We start from the raw sequence: 17589 nt of genomic DNA, 5'->3' as shown, positions 1-17589 counted from the left end.
ATATATAAATTATTTTCCTAACTGTTCCATAACTTTCTTTGTGATAGAAGCAATCAGGTCTGCATCTACAGATGCTGCTTCGTGTGATCCACAGTTTCCTCCACATGAGTGGCAGTTTGGTTTACCAGCTTTTGCATTTGGGCAAAGGTTTGCAGGATGTTTTCCTGGAAGTCCCATCTGTCTTCTGATTTCGTAAAGTTTTTCAACCTGCTCTTTGTTCAGTTCCTGTGGTCCACCGATCTGCATTGTCTGCCATAACAGGCGAGCGTAGAACTCTACTGACTCCATTTTGTGGTATGCATTTAATAAAGAATCAGAATATGTTAATGCTCCGTGGTTCTCAAGAAGAACTGCATCAAAATACTGAAGGTATTCAGAAACTGCATCTGGAATCTCCATTGTAGAAGGTGTACCATATTTAGCAACCGGAACACATCCAAGAGCGATAACTGCTTCTGGCATGATTGGCTGTGTCAAAGGAATGCCTGCGATTGCAAATGTTGTTGCATAAAGTGGATGAGCATGTACTACAGAATTAACATCTGGTCTTTCTTTGTAAACACGCATGTGCATTTTGATCTCTGATGATGGTTTGAATCCTGGGTTAGCCTGGATTACATTACCATTAGCATCTACTTTACAGATATACTCTGGTGTCATAAATCCTTTACTTACTCCTGTTGGTGTGCAAAGGAATTCGTTGTCGTTCAATTTTACTGAAAAGTTACCATCATTTGCTGCAACCATTCCACGATTATAAACGCGTCTACCGATCTCACACATTTCTTTTTTGATTTCATACTCGTTAACCATTCTTGTTTCCTCCTTGGATTTTACAAAAAATTTGTTTTTTGTTATTTCTAACTTGATTCTACCACACAACCCCACAACAGTCAATCAGATCTTGTGTTGTTTTTGTTGGTTTTCACCCTTTACTTTTACTGTTTTTCAGTTTACTCTTATCTGTTCCTGTTGTATCGGAAATGTTTTTCAAGTTATTCACATATCGTTTTATTTTTTGATATTTTTTTGTGAAATATCAGGATATAATCCTGTCTTCTTATACAACATATATCGTTACTATTCACACTTCGTGTGATCAGCTATCATCCGCCGATCTGACACTCGATTCCCGATGTCATCTCAGCTACTTTTAATAGCTTTTGCATATGTTCATTTGTCGGAGGTTTTACATCCCCCATCAAATACTCTCGATTCAACCCGGTGTATTTATCCTGTCCTAATCTATGGTATGGCAACAAATGCATACGTTTTACATTAGGAAGTGTCGCTGTATAAGCTGCAATTTGACGGATTTCCTCTTCTGTATCATTGAACCCCGGTATAACCGGAACTCTTATGCTAAGTTCTGTCATTCCAGACTTTGCAATCTTCATCGCATTTTCTATCATCAGTTCATTGGAACGTCCGGTAAACTCTTTATGCTTTCTTGGATTCATATGTTTAATATCAAGCAGATACTGATCTAAATATGGAAGCAGTTTTTCAATTGTCTCCCATTTTGCACATCCCATACTCTCCATTGCTGTACTAATTCCGCTTTCTTGCGCAGCTTGAAGCAACGCTGTTGCAAATTCTGGCTGGCAAAGACTTTCTCCTCCTGACAGAGTCAAACCTCCACCCGTTCTCCAATAATACTGACGATCTTTCTCCACCGTCTTCATCACTTCTGCAACAGTCACATCACGCCCAATCACTTTCGGCTTTCCCTGCACCATCATCGTCTGGATATCATATTCCTGAGATTCCGGATTACAGCACCATCGGCAACGAAGTACACAGCCTTTCAAAAACACAATTGTCCGAATTCCATTTCCATCATGAATAGAGTATCGCTGAATATCGAAAATACGACCTTTCGTATTCCAGTATGCTTCCATGTTGTCTGTCCCTTTCTTGTATCACTGTTCAAATGCGAACTGTAATATTTTAAAATCCCTGCTCTGTTCTACGAATGATATCATCCTGCAAAGATTTTGATAATGTTGTAAACAATGCACTATAACCTGCAACACGAACAACCAAGTGTTTATACTGTTCCGGATGTTTCTGTGCATCCAACAATGTTTCTCTGCTGACTACGTTAAACTGCATATGACTTCCTTTTTGATCAAAGTAAGAACGAATCAATCCCACAAAATTCTCAAGACCTCTTCTTCCGCTTAATGCAGATGGGTGGAACTTCTGATTAAATAATGTTCCGTTTGATGCAATTCCATGATCCAGTCTTGAAACCGAATTAGCTGCTGCTGTTGGTCCATTCACATCTTTACCGGCTGATGGAGAAACGCCATCTGCTACAGGCTGATATGCAAGTCTTCCATCTGGTGTTGCTCCAGTCTGTGCTCCCAGAGGAACATTTGCAGATACTGGATAAAGACCTGCCTGGAACTGTCCACCTCTTGGATTGTGATATTTCAACATTGGCTTTGTATATGTATAAGCAACATCTCTTGCAAATGCATCTACTTCCGGATCGTCGTTACCAAATTTTGGAACTTCTTCAATCATCTTAAGGATACGATCTCCATTTGCCTTTGCTTCCGGAGATTCAACTGCTGCCACTACACTCTGTAAAATTGCTGCAATCTCTGTCGGTCCTACCTGCTGTCCGGCTGCTGCCATATCCTGTGCAACCTCTGATGTCATCACTGCAATGTCTTCCTGATTCAAACCATGACCATAGTTTGTTGTCAAAGCTTCTTTCAGTTCTTTCATTGACAATTTTTTCTCGTCATATACAAGTGTTTTCACTGCATATAACGAATCTGCCATATTTGCAATTCCGAATCCCTGCGGTCCTGTGAAATTATAAACAGCTCCACCTTCCTGCACTGATTTACCACTCTTCATACAGTCATCGATCATAGATGATAAGAATGGTAACGGACATCTCTCAGCATGTGCCATATCTATAGCATTATCTGCGTTAACCAACAATTTGATCATGTATTCCATCTGGACTTTATAAGCATGGTAGAACTTCTCAAATGTATCCATATCTTCCACATTACCTGTCTGTGGTCCAACCTGAACACCTTTATCCTTACCATTATGGAATACCAATTCCAATGGACGACACATATTAAAGAATGCTGCATCATGCCATCCGTCTGTCTTACCGGCTTTCTGTGGTTCTACACAGCCGATAATGTTATAGTCTCTTGCATCTTCCAGTGTTACACCTCTGCTCATCAATGAAGGAATGATCACTTCATCATTATAATAGGCCGGAAGTCCAATACCGGTTCTTGTCAGCTCTGCTGCTTTAATCATCAGATCATGAGGTGTTCCATTCCATACGCGGATAGAAAGTGATGGTGCCGGAAGAAATACATGATGTGAAGCATCAATACACATAAATGACAAATCATTTGTCACATCGATTCCTTCTGAATTCTGTCCACCAACAATCATATTCTGGAACAAGCTATATCCTGCAAACCCCTCTGCTGAAGCGCCGTCACGACATTTGTTTAAGTCATTTAACTTAACAAAAATACAATCGATCAGTTCCTGTGCAAACTCTCTTGTAAGTTTGCCGCTATCGAGATCCTTCTTATAATAAGGATACATGTACTGATCAAATCGTCCCGGTGAAATAGAATGTCCACTCGATTCAATCTGAAGCAGCTGCTGTACAAACCAAAATGACTGACATGCTTCATAAAAGCTTGTTGCACCTTTTTCTGGTACATTCACACAGTTCTGAGCAATCTGAAGTAATTCCAGTTTTCGTTTTTCATCTGTGCATTTCTGCGCCTCATCCAGTGCAAGTTGTGCATATCTTCTTGCATAATTGATTGCTGCATTACAACTAATGATCATTGCCTGCAGAAGTCTTGACTTCTTCTGGTAATTACCATCTGCATAGCTGATTGATGCAAGTTCAGCTTCTGCCTTTTCTCTGATCCCTGCGAATCCAATATCTAACACTTCCCAGTATTTTACTGTAACGTGTCCTACACCATTATAGAAATAGTTTCCCGGTGTGAACATATTATGTTCCATTGCAGTCAATGTCTCAGGTTCCATATAAGCAGTTGCCAGTTCACTGGTTGTTTTTCCTTTCCAATAGGCATCTGCTTCTTTGATCTCCTGCTTTGTCTGCTCAGAAATGTAAAATGGATCTGCTGATCTGGTCTCTACTGTATCAAACTCTGCTTCCAGCCACTCATATGAGAATTCTGGATATGTCTGACAGCCTCTTGGTGCAAGTGTTGTACTACCAACAATCAACTCAAGATCACGAATCACGATTGGAATATTTTCCAATATATGTTCAAATGCTTTCGCACGACGTATAATGATTGGTTCATTCTCTGTCTGCTTGTAAGATTCTGTAATCAGCTTTGCTCTGGCTGACTCAATCTCCGGCATCTTCGCATAAAGATTCTCGACCAGTTTAGGGATTCTATCCGATTTCGGAATAGCCGTATTATCATAGGTATATAGTCCCATTTTTCGTTCTTCTCCTTTCCTCTGCCCAGTTATTGTTATTATACTTCATGAACGCCCTGAAGTCAACGAAATCACAACAAATCCCAACACTTTTATCCGCATAAACAATTCTGAAAACAACACAATGTCACACTTTTATGTTGGTTTTCGTTCTAAACATCTCTTTTTTTCGCATTTTTATATTGACATCCGTCACAAAACAATCCATACTGGGTTTAAAGTATTTAATATAATTCTATTCTAATATATTTTTTAATAAATTGCATCTAATTTTTACTCAATAGCAAACTTATTTATACATTTTAAACAAAAGGAAAGTGAGGGATTTGTTGTGTTTTCAATTGAACTAGACATTCATACTCATACAATTGCCAGTGGTCACGCATCCACCGCAACTATTACTGATATGGTAAAGGCTGCTTCGGCTGCTCACTTAAAATTACTCGGAATATCAGACCATGGTCCGGCGACATTAGGAGGCGGAAAACCTTCTTATTTCCGTAGTCTCCCTATGGCTGCCCGTAAACGGCTTGGGATAAATATGCTTTATGGTATCGAGGCTAATATTACAGATTACAATGGAACTTTAGATTTGGAAGATTCTTTACTTGCAGGACTTGATTATGTCATTGCCAGTATTCATAAACCCGTCCTCAAACCTGGTACAGAGGCTGAAAATACAAAGGCTTATCTTCGTGCTATGGAGAATCCTTTTGTATCTATTCTCGGACACTGCGATGATGTCAAATATCCTGTTGATTATTTGGCAATTATCAAATCTGCAATGGAACATCAAGTCATATTAGAAATTAACAATAGTTCACTTAGCCCGGATGGATATCGCGGAGATACAAAATTTAACGATTTGATGATTTTGAATTTGTGCAAACATTTTCATTATCCGGTGTTGTTGTCGAGTGATAGCCACGGTCCGGAACATGTGGGAGATTTTCGATATGCATTGGAATTGGTGGAACAGGCGGAATTTCCGAAAGAGTTGGTGTTGAATTATTCAACTAATGAATTGATGAGCTGGCTGGAGAAGAGGAAAGTTGCTATTTAGTTCATTAAGTTGGATAAGCGTCCCTGAGAAAAATATTGGATATGAATTTCTGTTCAGACTCCGTCAGCGGGAAATATATAAAGGTCAGAATTATTACTAAAAACAGAGCTTAGAAACCAGCAACTCGGGCTGTGCCCTCAAACAGCAAGTTTCTAAGCTCTAACGTAAAATTCTGGCCTTTTACTATTTCCAATCGCTTCCTTTGTATTCGCAGAAATTCATATCCAATATTTTTTCTCAGTACGTTATCGCAAATCTGATGAATTAAAAAGCAGAGCCTTACTGAACAGGCGCTGGCACCTCATGTATCTACACATCTCGCTTATTCAGTGTTGTAGATATCTTTGTAGCAACCGTTGTATCTGCAAGACCTTAATATTTTCTGTTGCAGATGCTCTTTTCTTGACCAATGTATCTGCAACTTGCTTTTCTTCGAACTTGCAGATACTTTTAAGCCTGCCTGTCATGTACAATTACATCTGCATCTTGCCTTTTCTATAACCTGAGGATACTCCCCGCAAAAATTTTGCATCCTCAATCCGCTCTTTCTACACCTTGCAGATACCTCCCGCAGAAATTTTGCATCCTCAACCTGCCCTTTCTACACCTTGCAGATACACCCAACTGAATTTTTGCATCCTCACTTCCAGAAAATCCACTATCACAAATATCTCCCCTATTCTTTGAACTCCATGACCTGAGCCGATACATTACTTACAAAAAAATTGATATAAGAAATTCGAGCGAATATGGAGTGAGCGTTGGAGACACTTAGAGCGTAAATTTTTGTGTTAATGAATTTGAACGAACATGTTTGAAGCTGCGTAACAGCAAGTTTGAGTTCAAATTCATTTGCTTTTAGCAAAAATTTACGCTCTTATGTGTCTCCCGCTCATGGAATCTGAGCAAGAATTCTTATATCAATTTTTCGTAAGGAACGTATCCCCACCCAGTGAACTAAATATCAACTACGCTCTCTTAGACAGAACCTCTTCTTCGTATTTAGCAACATCGTCAAACCATCCTTCTGCTGCCACACCGCATCTGTTGCAGTATTCTTCCCAGATATCTCCGATTGGAAGTGTCTTGCACTCTTCCATCATTACCATTTTCTTAGACATCTGATTTGTATCCTGAAGCTCTTTGAGCATTGCACTTGGTGTACACAGAGCATTCAATAACGCTTTCTGGAAGCTTCTAAATCCTGTTACCCATGCAGAAATACGATTGATTGATGCATCAAAGTAATCCAATGCAATATATGTACGCTCAATTCCACCTTCGCAGCGAACGATTTCCTGTGCGATTTCTTTTGTTTCATCATCAAACAATACTACATGGTCTGAATCCCAACGAATCGGACGTGTTACGTGCAGAGCGATTTCAGGGAAGAATGTTAAAAGTGCAGGAATCTTATCTGAAACAACCTCTGTTGGATGATAATGTCCATTATCCATAAGTGGCAGGCATTTGTCTTTGTTCATTGCCGCATAGCTTAAAGAAAATTCTGCTGAACCTACTGTATATGCTTCTACACCGATTCCGAATACTTTTGACTCAACACATGGTTTTACAAGATTTGTGTCAAATGGCTCTGCAAGGATTGCATCAATAGATTCTTTATAACGTACACGTGGTCCCATACGGTCAGCTGGTACATCCTTAAATCCATCTCCTGTCCAGATATTCATAACACAAGGAATTCCTGTCTGCTCTGCAAAATACTGTGAAATACGGATGCAGGCTTTTCCATGTTCAATCCAGAATTTTCTTACTTCTTCGTCCGGGCTTGACAATGTCAATCCATCTTTTACCATTGGGTGCGAGAAGAATGTTGGGTTAAAATCAAGTCCCATTCCTCTTTCTTTTGCAAAATCAACCCATTTCTGAAAATGTTTTGGCTCCAATTTGTCACGATCTACAAACTCACCGTCTTCAAAAATTGCATAGCATGCATGTACATTAATTTTTTTCTTTCCTGGCATCAGGCTCATTGCCTTATCCATATCTGCTAATAATTCTTCCGGAGTTCTTGCTTTTCCAGGATAATTTCCTGTTGTCTGGATTCCACCTGTCAGAGGGCCATCATGGTCAAATCCTGTTACGTCATCTCCCTGCCAGCAGTGAAGTGAAACAGGAATCTGCATACATTTTTCAATTGCAGCGTCTGTGTCTACACCTAATTTTGCATAAATTTCTTTTGCTGATTCATATCTTGTCATTTTTTAATCCTCCATTTTACTTTTATAATTTCGTTTTCGTAAATGTCTATATCTTTATTTTAATTTCGTATATTTTTATGTCTGTATTATTTAGTTCTCGTAGATTTTTATGTCTATATTATTTAGTTCTCATAGATTTTCACATCAAATGACTCACCGATACATGTTCTTGCTTCCGGAAGACTCTTAAATGTTTTGTCATGAAGCATCTGAACAATAATATTTCCGATGGCTGTGGCTTCGGATGGTCCTGCTGAAACTCTTCTTCCTGTATATTTTGCAGTCAATTCATTTAAATATCCTGCATTTGCACCACCACCGACAACATAGATTGTTGAGTAATGCTCGCCTGTCAGTGCTTCGATTTCCTCGATTGTATCGCCATAACATTTTGCAAGACTGTTATAAATAACAGCCGCGATTTCTCCTACTGTTTCAGGAACCTGCTGTTCTGTATCCTGACAGAATTTCTTCACTGCTTCAATCATACTCTTTGGAGCAAGGAAGCAATCGTCATTACAATCTACGATAGATGAAATTGTTTCTTTTGAAGCTCTTTCGCAAATTTCTGCAAAGGAAAGGTCTTCTGTAAATTCTTTCTTTACAGACTGAATCATCCAAAGTCCCATGATATTTTTCAGAAAACGGAAACGATGGTCGTATCCACCTTCATTTGTGAAGTTTGATTGCATACTCTTCATAGAGCAGTCTGCTTCTTTTCTTTCAATTCCCATCAGCGACCATGTTCCAGAGCTGATGTAAATTGCATTGTCATCGTTTGTCGGAACTGCAAGTACTGCCGAACCTGTATCATGTGTTGCAGGAAGGACAACAGTACAGTTGAAACCGACCTCTTCCTGAATTGCTTTTGTAAATTCACCAACAACTGTTCCCGGCATCGATACTGGCTGGAACATTTCTTTGTTGTATCCAAGCATATCGATCAGCTCATAGTCCCACTCATTTGTCTTTGCATTCACAAGCTGTCCTGTTGTTGCGTTAGTATACTCGTTTTTCTTCTCTCCTGTAAGAAGGAAATGGAAATAATCCGGAATCATAAGGATTGATTTTGCCTGCTCCAGATATTCTGGGTGTGACTCTTTCACCGCCATCAACTGATATATTGTATTGAAAATCTGTTTCTGGATTCCTGTTCTCTCGTATAATGCTGAAAGTGAAATTGTCTCATACACTTTTGCATCCATTCCATTTGTTCGGTTATCGCGATATCCAACTGTCTCGCCAAGGATTTTATCATCCTTGTCCAACAACACGTAATCAACACCCCATGTGTCAATTCCCATATAAGATGGAATTTTGCCGATTTCTTTACATTTTTTCAGTCCATTTTTTATCTCTGTAAACAGTCTCTCTACATCCCAACACAGTGTACCATTCTTGTTATCCATTCCGTTCGGGAAACGATACACTTCTTCCAGCTGTATTTTTCCATTGACCATGGATGCAAGCATGTGACGTCCGCTTGATGCCCCAATATCAATTGCTAAATAATACTTGCTCATTGTGTGCCTCCTTCTTGTATTTTCACTAATTTTCTTGTATGAGTACATTATAAATTGTAAAAAAATACAAAAAAAGGTCTCCATTTGAAAACAAATGAGACCTTATTTGCACCACAAATTCAGCCATGCGCAAAAATAAACACCATCTTTATAAGCTTGCTTATATAAGACTGTGTTTATTTTTGCATATGGCAAACGCCATACAGCGAGAAGTAGTTGCTATGCAACGGATTCGAGCTGCATGGCTGAACGATAGCTGAACTTACCATCATTTCCCCGCCCGATATTCTTTCGGGCCCATGCCATACCATTCTTTAAACTTTCTATAAAAATAACTTGTATTATCATATCCTACTGATTCAATAATATCTGCAACCGGCAATGTACTATTCGTAAGTAAATACGCCGCCTGACTCATACGTTTTGACTGCAGTAATTCTTTATAAGTCTTACCGGTCTGCTTTTTAATCGCCTTGCTCAGCCAATATACATCATAATTCATGATTTCAGCCAGTTCTGACAAGCTTCCATTTTTGTAATGTTCCTCTATATAATTTAGAACTGTTCCGGTCAATTCATTATCAAATCCGGCATTTCCTGTTTCCATTTTGTCCATATGATTTAATAACTGAAGCAACATAAGTCCCATTGTAATCTGATTACAGCTTCGTTTATTTCCTATATCATAAAAAATGGTCCAAACCATATTTTCCATCAGATTCTGAATCGGTAAAATATCTGCAACATGGAAATATAAATAAGATGTCTTCCCATCTTTTCCGCAGAGTGTTCCTACAAGAAATTCTTTAAGAATATTATCTTCTGCCCCCATCATAGAAAATGCCATGTTGAAAAATTCCGGCAAAATGATAAAATTCACGGCAATATCTTCTTTCCCTGCCGGCAGTATTTCCTGCTGAGCATGTTGATTTAAAAATAGCAAATCGCCCTGCTCCAACACAACTTTATTTCCATCAATATAATGTGTTGTACTGCCCTGACACATGTAAATCAATTCCACATAATTATGCCGATGCTTTGGAAAATTCACGAATCTTGTATGTGGCCTAACCTGGATCAGCTTCCCTTTTTGCAAAAGCTTTTCGCTGTCAATAACCAGCTCCTTTTTCCCTGTATAGAGCCCTCGATCTATTCCCTTCTGTTCATTCAAAATGCGCTGTTCTTCTTCTGTAATGACAGAAAGCGCATCGATCAGTTCTTTGTGCATCCTGCAATTTCCTCCGTCAGTGCCATATACTCTTTTGCACTACGGCTGCTTTTTTTGTAAGCCATAATCGGTCTATGATCATCCTGAGACCATTCTACAGTACTGTCTACTCGAATATATGTATCAAACACCCTGACATTTTCCAAATCCTGCAGCACTTCTAACGTCTGTTTAAAATAGCTCTTTCTTGTATCTACTTTTGTAATCAGCACGCCTCCGATTTGTAAATCCGGTGCAATTTGTTTGACCTCTTCTAAAAATTCGAACATATTTCCTAATCCGAATAATCCCCAAGGTGTAGATTCTACCGGAATTATCACTTCGTCCGATGCACATAAAATATTCATCACCCAGCCACCAAGTGTCGGTGGTGCATCGATTAAAATGTAGTCATATAATTCTTTCTCTACAATTTTAGAAATACCTTTCTTTAAAATGTATTCTCTCTGCCATTTTGTAAAAAGTTCATACTCAATCGAACTCATCAGTGTTGAAGATGGGATCAAATCCAGATTTTCAAAGTCCGACTCCACGATATACTCTGTCAAATCAGCTTGTTTTCGAATACCTTCATATAAGTTCTTATCACTCTGCGCAAATGCAAGTACTTTATCCTCATCAAATAATGACAGTGAAAGATTCAACTGCATGTCTCCATCGATCAGAAGGACTTTTTTCCCAAGCTGTGTCAGACCATATCCTACATTGGCACAAGTTGTTGACTTTCCGCTTCCCCCTTTATTATTTGCAAAACAGATTACTTTTGTTTTTCCCATAGCTAAATCCTTCTTTCTATTGCTCTCTCCACGATTCATCAGCAGGTTCTTTCCCAAAAATCTTGTCGACCAACTGAGAATATTCCGCATACGCCTCCTGCCCTTCAAAGCCTGGTCTTAAAACGTCTCGGATATTTTTATAATACCATCCCATAGCATCCTTATTTTTCATACGGAACCGCAACCACAATTCTTCTCCGAATATCGGATAATCTCTGTCAATGTCCCTCAGATTAGATAATTTATCTGCCAGACCAATCATCTGTAATTCCTCAGATGCATTTTTTAAATGTTCAATGGTAGCTGACTTTCTTTCTACCCATGTTCTTGTCTTATCCTCGCTCTCACCCACTACCAGCTTTGCAACTCTTTCACCAAACTGTGTGCAAATTGTTTTCTCCGATACATCTTTGCAATCCTCTATTGTATCATGAAGCACTGCAGCACAGATGATTTCTTCATCTTCTGTCATTGTCATCACAATGTCTTTTACTTCTAACGGGTGCACGATATAAGGTTTCTTTGTTCCTTTTCGAAATTGTCCTTCATGTGCTTTCGTTGCAAATAGAATCGCTTCATCCAGCATCTTTTTTCCTCCTCGAATATAGAACTGTTACTTTTCTTTGACTTCTATAGAAAATGATATCATAATTAATTTTGATACTCAACGAAAAAAAGCAAATGATGTTTGCTTTTCTATATATAAATCCGTTATAATAAAAATAATAGTGAGGTACTCTTTATGCACAAAAAACATGTTTTGATAACCGGTGCATCCCGCGGAATCGGTGCTGCCTGCGCTTTCACTTTCGCAGCACATGGTTATCATGTATTTTTAAATTGCAATAAATCAATCGATGCACTTCAAAAGGTTGCTGATTCTATTACTCAGCAAGGTGGAACTTGCACCTTAGTTCCCGGTGATGTCGGCAATCCTGATACTGTACGAGCGATTTTTGAAAAGATTTCCACCATTGCTCCCGGATTGGACGTACTTATCAACAATGCCGGTATTTCTTATGTGGGATTGTTAACAGATATGAGCGACGAAGAATGGACGTGTATTTTAAATACAAATCTTTCTTCTTCGTTTTATTGTTCCCGTGCTGCAATTCCTTATATGGTCCGGCAAAAAAGGGGAAAGATTATCAACATTTCCTCTATGTGGGGAAGAGTCGGAGCTTCCTGCGAAGCCGCCTATTCTGCCACAAAGGCTGGGATGAATGGGCTTACAATGGCCCTTGCAAAAGAACTGGCCCCAAGTAATATCCAGGTCAATGCTATCGCATGTGGAGTGATCGATACAGAAATGAATGCTGTATTTTCAGATGAAGAGCGCCAGGATCTCTCTGAAGAAATTCCTGCCGGGCGTTTCGGAACCGCAGCGGAAGTCGGTCAGCTGGCATTTGACCTTTCTGAAAACCATAATTATTTAACCGGACAGATTATCGGACTGGACGGCGGATTTATTTAATAAGACTCAAGTCGAGCAGCCGCGAGACTTGGCGCGTGATTCTGGTCAGCGTAAGCTGACACATTCTTTACAGAATCACTGCGCATCCTCGCGGAGCGTTTATCTCAGGCGGAGATTAGACTCCCATTGAGACAAATTTGCTGTTACTCAGCACCTGAAAGAGGTGGGAGTCTTCTCGACTGAGATAAATTTATGATTGGAGATACATTATGATTAACGTACATGAAATAGAAAAAATATCTATGAACTGTTCTATGACAGAATTTGTCGGAACAACTGTATTAGATACAATTGGACTGGTCATTCCCGGAGTTGATCCGATGCTTTTGAAACAAATGAATTTAAAAAAGCCATACCGAAGCTTAGGTCTTCTCAGCTCTCGTACCGGTGCTGCCGGACAGATTAACGCTGTCGACGAAGCAGTTAAATCTACAAACACTGAAATCGTATCCATTGAACTGCCACGCGACACAAAAGGCTGGGGCGGACATGGTAACTACATTATCATCGGCGGAGACAACGTTTCAGATGTCCGTCGTGCTGTAGAAATTGCACTCGAATACACTGAAAAATATGCCGGAGAACTTTATATCAGCGATGCCGGACATTTGGAATTTACCTTCTCTGCAAATGCAGACCAGGCTCTGAATCTTGCTTTTGATGCACCAATCGGAAAACCTTTTGGCTTTTTCTGTGGTTCTCCTGCTGCAATTGGAATGGTTATGGCTGATTTAGCTGTTAAATCTGCTTCTGTAGAGATTGTAAAATATATGACTCCGGATCGTGGAACCAGTCATTCCAATGAAGTGATTGTTGCTGTGACCGGTGATGCCAGTGCTGTAAAAAATGCAGTACTGACAGCCCGTGATATTGGTTTACAGCTTCTCGTCTCTATGGGTAGCTATCCAAAGAGTCCCGGAAAACCTTTCTTAGAATAACCCATGCTTTTGTTACTCTGAATCAACTTCGAACGTAAAACATAAAGGATGACAATCTCCACTTTTTTGTAGTGTATATTGTCATCCTTTTTTACCATTTTAACCTCTGCTTATATTCTTCCATAGATTGACTTCGGTACATATGCCTTTACTGCAATTCCTTCTGCAACATATTCCTCTTCTAAAAGTTGTCCCTGTTTTCGAATCAATTGAATTTTACCGGCTTCAGAAAAATCATACAATCGTTCCACATAAATCTGATCCTGCCGGATGATATCAAGCAATGCACCTTTCAGTTCATCCAGTCCCTGTCCGGTCTTTGCTGACACTGCAAATGTATAGTCTGCATGCAGATCGCGAAACATTTGTGGTGCTTCCAATTTATCCTGCTTATTAAACAGTGTAATAATAGGCTTTCCTTCTACGCCTAACTGACGCAGTGTATCATATACTACATACATCTGTGTATCCATCTGAGGGTTTGAAGCATCTACAACATGAATTATAATATCTGCATATTTTGCCTCTTCCAAAGTACTTTTAAATGCCTCTATCAAATGATGTGGCAATTTGCGGATAAAACCTACGGTATCCGTCAAAAGCACCTGTTGTTTTCCTTCCAGTTCTAACGCTCTGGTCGTTGTATCCAATGTTGAGAAGAGCATGGCATCCTCTAAAATCCCTGCCCCAGTCAGTGCATTCTCCAAACTGCTCTTTCCTGCGGAAGTATATCCTACAAGGGCTGCCACTTTCAGATTAGAATCCTTACGCTGTGTCCTGATCAATTCACGGTGCTGTTCCACCTCGCGCAGTTCTTTTTTTAATCTGCTGATTCGCTCTCGAATCAAACGCCTGTCCATCTCCAGTTTTTTCTCTCCGGGACCTCTTGTACCTATTCCGCCTCCAAGTCTGGATAGTGAATTTCCAAGTCCGATCAGACGGGATGCTCTATATTTTAATTGTGCAAGTTCTACCTGTATCTTACCTTCACTTGATACTGCTCTTGCTGCAAAAATATCCAGGATCAATAGCGTACGATCAATGATTTTACACCCTAACTCCTGTTCCAGATTTTTTAATTGCACAGATGTCAGTTCATCATCACAAATAATTCCTGTGGCATCTGTTTCCCACAACAGTTCTTTGAGTTCGGTTATTTTTCCTTTTCCTATATAAGTTGCCGGATGAATATACTCTCTGCTTTGTATCATTCTTCCCACAACTTCAGCTCCTGCTGTTTTTGCCAGTTCGCCAAGCTCATCCAATGACTCTTCTGCCGGTTCGTTTTCATTTAACTGAACTCCAACCAAAATCACTTTTTCTTCGGCTTCTTTTAACTCATACATCGTCATAAACTATCTTGTCTCCAAAAATTCTACTTCTTTTTCTATATCCTTGTCATTCGGGTAGTCTGCAATATACTCATTTGCCGCATTCTTAGCTTCTTCCCAGTTTTCCTGTTTTTCATAACACACAACCTGATTGTATCTCATCTCCTGTATAAGATCAGAATAATCAACTTCTTTTTTTGATTTCGATGCATTTACCGCATCCTTTGACTGTGCATATGAAATTCCTTCATCAAAATATTTTAATGCAGATTCATAATCCTCCTGCTGCATTGCAGATACTCCCATAATATTGTAAAGCTCGGCAGTTCTCTGAACTCCATCATCTAACGCTTTCTGCATACTTTCCAGGACTTTATCATACTCTTTTAATTCATAATATGCCATTCCCAGTCCGCGATAAGCTTCCGCAGCATCCTCTTTCTTTCCTTTCGCCTCTGCTGTACTTGCAGCCTGTGTAAACTGAGTAACCGCTTCTTTATAATCTTCCTTTTCCATTGCTTTTATTCCTGCTTTTCCTGCATTTGAACATCCTGTAAGTAAACAAGACATTGTCAAAATCACCAATCCACAGTTTCGAATAAATTGCATTTGATTCTTCATTTTCATTCTCCATTTTCGTCTTTATTCCGGATATTTCAATATCCAGAATGAATTTAAAATATTTAATAACATTACACCGACATCCGCAATGATGGCATTCTCCATAGATACATAACCAAATAATGCCAGCACCAGCAAATATACTTTCATGCCGATTGCAAAAATCATATTCTGCTTCACTGCCCGAATTGTCCCTTTGGAAATTCGAATGGCATTTACAATTTTAATCGGCTCATCTTCCATCAAAATAATATCTGCAGCTTCAAGTGCTGCATCTGCTCCCAGTCCTCCCATGGCAATTCCGATATCAGCACGTGCAAGAACCGGCGCGTCATTGATTCCATCCCCGACAAACGCAAGTTTTTCCTCTTCAATCCGGCTTTCCATAAAGTCTTCTAACTGTTCTACTTTGTCTTCCGGCATTAAATTTGCAAACACAGAGTGGATTCCTACTTTTTTGGCAACATCTTCTGCCACTCTGTCATTGTCACCTGTCAACATAACGGACTCAATCTGATGTCTGTCAAGCCATCGTACCATCTTTTTCACACCTGGTCGAATAATATCCGAGATTAAAATATATCCTGCATATTCTCCATCCACCGCTATATGAACCGCTGTTCCGATATCCGATACCGGCTGATAATAAAAGCCTTGCTTATTCATATATTTTGCATTTCCGGCAAAGACAACTTGTCCATCTACAATTGATTCCACTCCAAAGCCAGAATATTCTCTTGTATGAGAAACTCTTGCTGTATCAATTGTTTTTCCATAGGCCTCCCTTAATGACTGTGCGATTGGATGATTTGAATGAACCTCCCCATATGCGGCAAGCTCCAGTAACTTCTGTTCAGACATTCCTCGCGGACAAATCTCTTTGACAGTAAATACACCTTCCGTCAAAGTTCCTGTCTTATCAAACACAAATGTTTCTGTCTGCGATAAAGCTTCCAGATAATTACTTCCTTTGATCAATACACCTTGTCTGGATGCTGCTCCGATTCCACCTAAAAATGCAAGTGGAACCGATACTAACAGACCACATGGACATGCAGCTACCAGAAAAATCAATCCTCGATAAATCCAAACATGTCTATCCTGACCCGCAAACATCATTGGCGGAAGTATCATGACTAAAATTCCCATCAGTATTACGATTGGTGTATAGTATCTCGTAAATCGATCAGCAAGCTTTTCTGTTTCTGCTTTTTTATTATTTGCCGCTTCAACCAAGTTCATAATCTTCGCTGCCATAGATTCCTCATAAACTTTCGAAACTCTCGCCTCGATCATTCCGCTTAGATTGATACTTCCGCTAAAAAGCTTGCTTCCTATCTTCACTTCTCTTGGTTCTGCCTCGCCAGTCAACGCTTTTGTATCTATCATACTTACGCCCTGTGTAACTGTTGCGTCCACCGGAATCCTCTCTCCCGGTTTAACCACGATTACATTCCCCGGTATCAATTCGACAGGCGAAACCGTTCTTGTTCCACCTGCAATCTTTAAGTTTGCATGTGACGGCCGGATATCCATAAATTTGGCAATTGATTTTTTTGTTCTTTGCAAAGAAATAGCCTCTACCAGATTTCCCACCTGATAAAATAGTACGGCCGCAACAGCCTCACGATATCGCCCAACAAACATTGCTCCTATTGTTGCAACCAACATCAGAAGATTTTCATCAAAAAGTTTTTTATGTTTTATATTATAAAAGGTCTGCCACACTATCTTTACTGAAAGTACAATATATGCAAAAATATACAACATCAATTCCACTCTGCTATCTGTATTCCATTGCTTTACCGCAAAAAGTGCATTCAAGTAAAGAACCAGGCCTGCTCCTATTTCGATCAGCTTACTTTTTACTTCTTTTGTCATTCTTACCCCTTTATTTTTCAATTGCACACGTTACTTCTCGCCTCTTTCAA

The 17589-nt window shown here is 39.5% G+C and carries 14 protein-coding genes; 3 read left to right on the top strand and 11 right to left on the bottom strand.

Translation table 11 applies throughout. The features are described 5' to 3' along the window. Positions 1-9: 9 nt before the first annotated feature. The 3 genes from LQE94_RS10615 to LQE94_RS10605 form a co-directional block, all read right to left on the bottom strand. Positions 10-813 (bottom strand): class II aldolase/adducin family protein, encoded by an 804-nt coding sequence (locus LQE94_RS10615; protein WP_240577669.1) that lies wholly within the window; start codon positions 811-813, stop codon positions 10-12. 293 nt (positions 814-1106) lie between these two features. Further along, positions 1107-1901 (bottom strand): glycyl-radical enzyme activating protein, encoded by a 795-nt coding sequence (locus tag LQE94_RS10610; protein WP_022075376.1) that lies wholly within the window; start codon positions 1899-1901, stop codon positions 1107-1109. 49 nt (positions 1902-1950) lie between these two features. Beyond that, a complete protein-coding gene (locus tag LQE94_RS10605) occupies positions 1951-4482 on the bottom strand; it encodes a glycyl radical protein (RefSeq protein ID WP_240577668.1) in 2532 nt (843 codons plus the stop codon). Positions 4483-4813: 331 nt separating this feature from the next. On the opposite strand from LQE94_RS10605, the gene LQE94_RS10600 reads away from it, so the two are divergent. Then, positions 4814-5545: a phosphatase gene (locus LQE94_RS10600; protein ID WP_118724208.1), complete on the top strand. Its 732-nt coding sequence runs from the start codon at positions 4814-4816 to the stop codon at positions 5543-5545. Between the two features lie 968 nt (positions 5546-6513). On the opposite strand, the gene LQE94_RS10595 is transcribed toward LQE94_RS10600, so the two are convergent. The 5 genes from LQE94_RS10595 to LQE94_RS10575 form a co-directional block, all read right to left on the bottom strand. Beyond that, on the bottom strand, positions 6514-7767 hold the full coding sequence (locus tag LQE94_RS10595) for an L-rhamnose isomerase (protein WP_022075416.1): 1254 nt from the start codon (positions 7765-7767) through the stop codon (positions 6514-6516). 122 nt (positions 7768-7889) lie between these two features. Further along, positions 7890-9290, bottom strand: coding sequence for a rhamnulokinase (gene rhaB / locus LQE94_RS10590; protein ID WP_022075415.1), 1401 nt, complete (start codon positions 9288-9290; stop codon positions 7890-7892). 268 nt (positions 9291-9558) lie between these two features. After that, positions 9559-10518 carry an AraC family transcriptional regulator gene (locus LQE94_RS10585; protein ID WP_118724210.1) on the bottom strand — a complete coding sequence of 320 codons (960 nt, stop codon included), beginning with the start codon at positions 10516-10518 and terminating at the stop codon, positions 9559-9561. Then, positions 10503-11294: a ParA family protein gene (locus tag LQE94_RS10580; RefSeq protein ID WP_240577667.1), complete on the bottom strand. Its 792-nt coding sequence runs from the start codon at positions 11292-11294 to the stop codon at positions 10503-10505. The genes LQE94_RS10585 and LQE94_RS10580 overlap by 16 nt, the downstream gene beginning before the upstream one ends. A 16-nt stretch (positions 11295-11310) precedes the next feature. Further along, on the bottom strand, positions 11311-11880 hold the full coding sequence (locus LQE94_RS10575; RefSeq protein WP_240577666.1) for an HD domain-containing protein: 570 nt from the start codon (positions 11878-11880) through the stop codon (positions 11311-11313). A gap of 156 nt (positions 11881-12036) precedes the next feature. Between LQE94_RS10575 and ymfI the strand changes: the two genes are divergently transcribed. Both ymfI and pduB read left to right on the top strand, forming a co-directional pair. Beyond that, complete coding sequence (ymfI, locus tag LQE94_RS10570; RefSeq protein ID WP_240577665.1) at positions 12037-12768, top strand: elongation factor P 5-aminopentanone reductase; 732 nt, start codon at positions 12037-12039, stop codon at positions 12766-12768. Positions 12769-12977: 209 nt separating this feature from the next. Continuing rightward, positions 12978-13706, top strand: coding sequence for a microcompartment protein PduB (gene pduB / locus LQE94_RS10565; protein ID WP_022075410.1), 729 nt, complete (start codon positions 12978-12980; stop codon positions 13704-13706). Positions 13707-13816: 110 nt separating this feature from the next. Here pduB and hflX read toward each other — a convergent pair whose 3' ends face one another. Genes hflX through LQE94_RS10550 form a run of 3 tightly spaced genes read right to left on the bottom strand, consistent with a single transcriptional unit; the run spans position 13817 to position 17539 of the window. Then, positions 13817-15058, bottom strand: a complete 1242-nt coding sequence (hflX, locus tag LQE94_RS10560; protein ID WP_240577664.1) for a GTPase HflX — start codon at positions 15056-15058, stop codon at positions 13817-13819. A gap of 3 nt (positions 15059-15061) precedes the next feature. Continuing rightward, on the bottom strand, positions 15062-15658 hold the full coding sequence (locus LQE94_RS10555; RefSeq protein ID WP_240577663.1) for a tetratricopeptide repeat protein: 597 nt from the start codon (positions 15656-15658) through the stop codon (positions 15062-15064). A gap of 21 nt (positions 15659-15679) precedes the next feature. Beyond that, positions 15680-17539, bottom strand: a complete 1860-nt coding sequence (locus LQE94_RS10550) for a heavy metal translocating P-type ATPase (protein ID WP_022075407.1) — start codon at positions 17537-17539, stop codon at positions 15680-15682. Between the last annotated feature and the right edge of the window lie 50 nt (positions 17540-17589).

This window comes from Mediterraneibacter sp. NSJ-151, from assembly GCF_022487435.1.
Taxonomy (GTDB): domain Bacteria; phylum Bacillota; class Clostridia; order Lachnospirales; family Lachnospiraceae; genus Schaedlerella; species Schaedlerella hominis.
Note: the sequence above shows the minus strand (reverse complement) of the source record. Positions and strands in the feature narration are given on the sequence as shown.

Bases quoted from the DNA above. Each gene is read 5' to 3' on its own strand.
- LQE94_RS10575 (WP_240577666.1), bottom strand. From the start codon at position 11,880: ATGCTGGATGAAGCGATTCTATTTGCAACGAAAGCACATGAAGGACAA.
- LQE94_RS10585 (WP_118724210.1), bottom strand. From the start codon at position 10,518: ATGCACAAAGAACTGATCGATGCGCTTTCTGTCATTACAGAAGAAGAA.
- LQE94_RS10555 (WP_240577663.1), bottom strand. From the start codon at position 15,658: ATGAAGAATCAAATGCAATTTATTCGAAACTGTGGATTGGTGATTTTG.
- ymfI (WP_240577665.1), top strand. From the start codon at position 12,037: ATGCACAAAAAACATGTTTTGATAACCGGTGCATCCCGCGGAATCGGT.
- LQE94_RS10605 (WP_240577668.1), bottom strand. From the start codon at position 4,482: ATGGGACTATATACCTATGATAATACGGCTATTCCGAAATCGGATAGA.
- LQE94_RS10550 (WP_022075407.1), bottom strand. From the start codon at position 17,539: ATGACAAAAGAAGTAAAAAGTAAGCTGATCGAAATAGGAGCAGGCCTG.
- pduB (WP_022075410.1), top strand. From the start codon at position 12,978: ATGATTAACGTACATGAAATAGAAAAAATATCTATGAACTGTTCTATG.
- LQE94_RS10580 (WP_240577667.1), bottom strand. From the start codon at position 11,294: ATGGGAAAAACAAAAGTAATCTGTTTTGCAAATAATAAAGGGGGAAGC.
- LQE94_RS10615 (WP_240577669.1), bottom strand. From the start codon at position 813: ATGGTTAACGAGTATGAAATCAAAAAAGAAATGTGTGAGATCGGTAGA.
- rhaB (WP_022075415.1), bottom strand. From the start codon at position 9,290: ATGAGCAAGTATTATTTAGCAATTGATATTGGGGCATCAAGCGGACGT.
- LQE94_RS10595 (WP_022075416.1), bottom strand. From the start codon at position 7,767: ATGACAAGATATGAATCAGCAAAAGAAATTTATGCAAAATTAGGTGTA.
- hflX (WP_240577664.1), bottom strand. From the start codon at position 15,058: ATGACGATGTATGAGTTAAAAGAAGCCGAAGAAAAAGTGATTTTGGTT.
- LQE94_RS10610 (WP_022075376.1), bottom strand. From the start codon at position 1,901: ATGGAAGCATACTGGAATACGAAAGGTCGTATTTTCGATATTCAGCGA.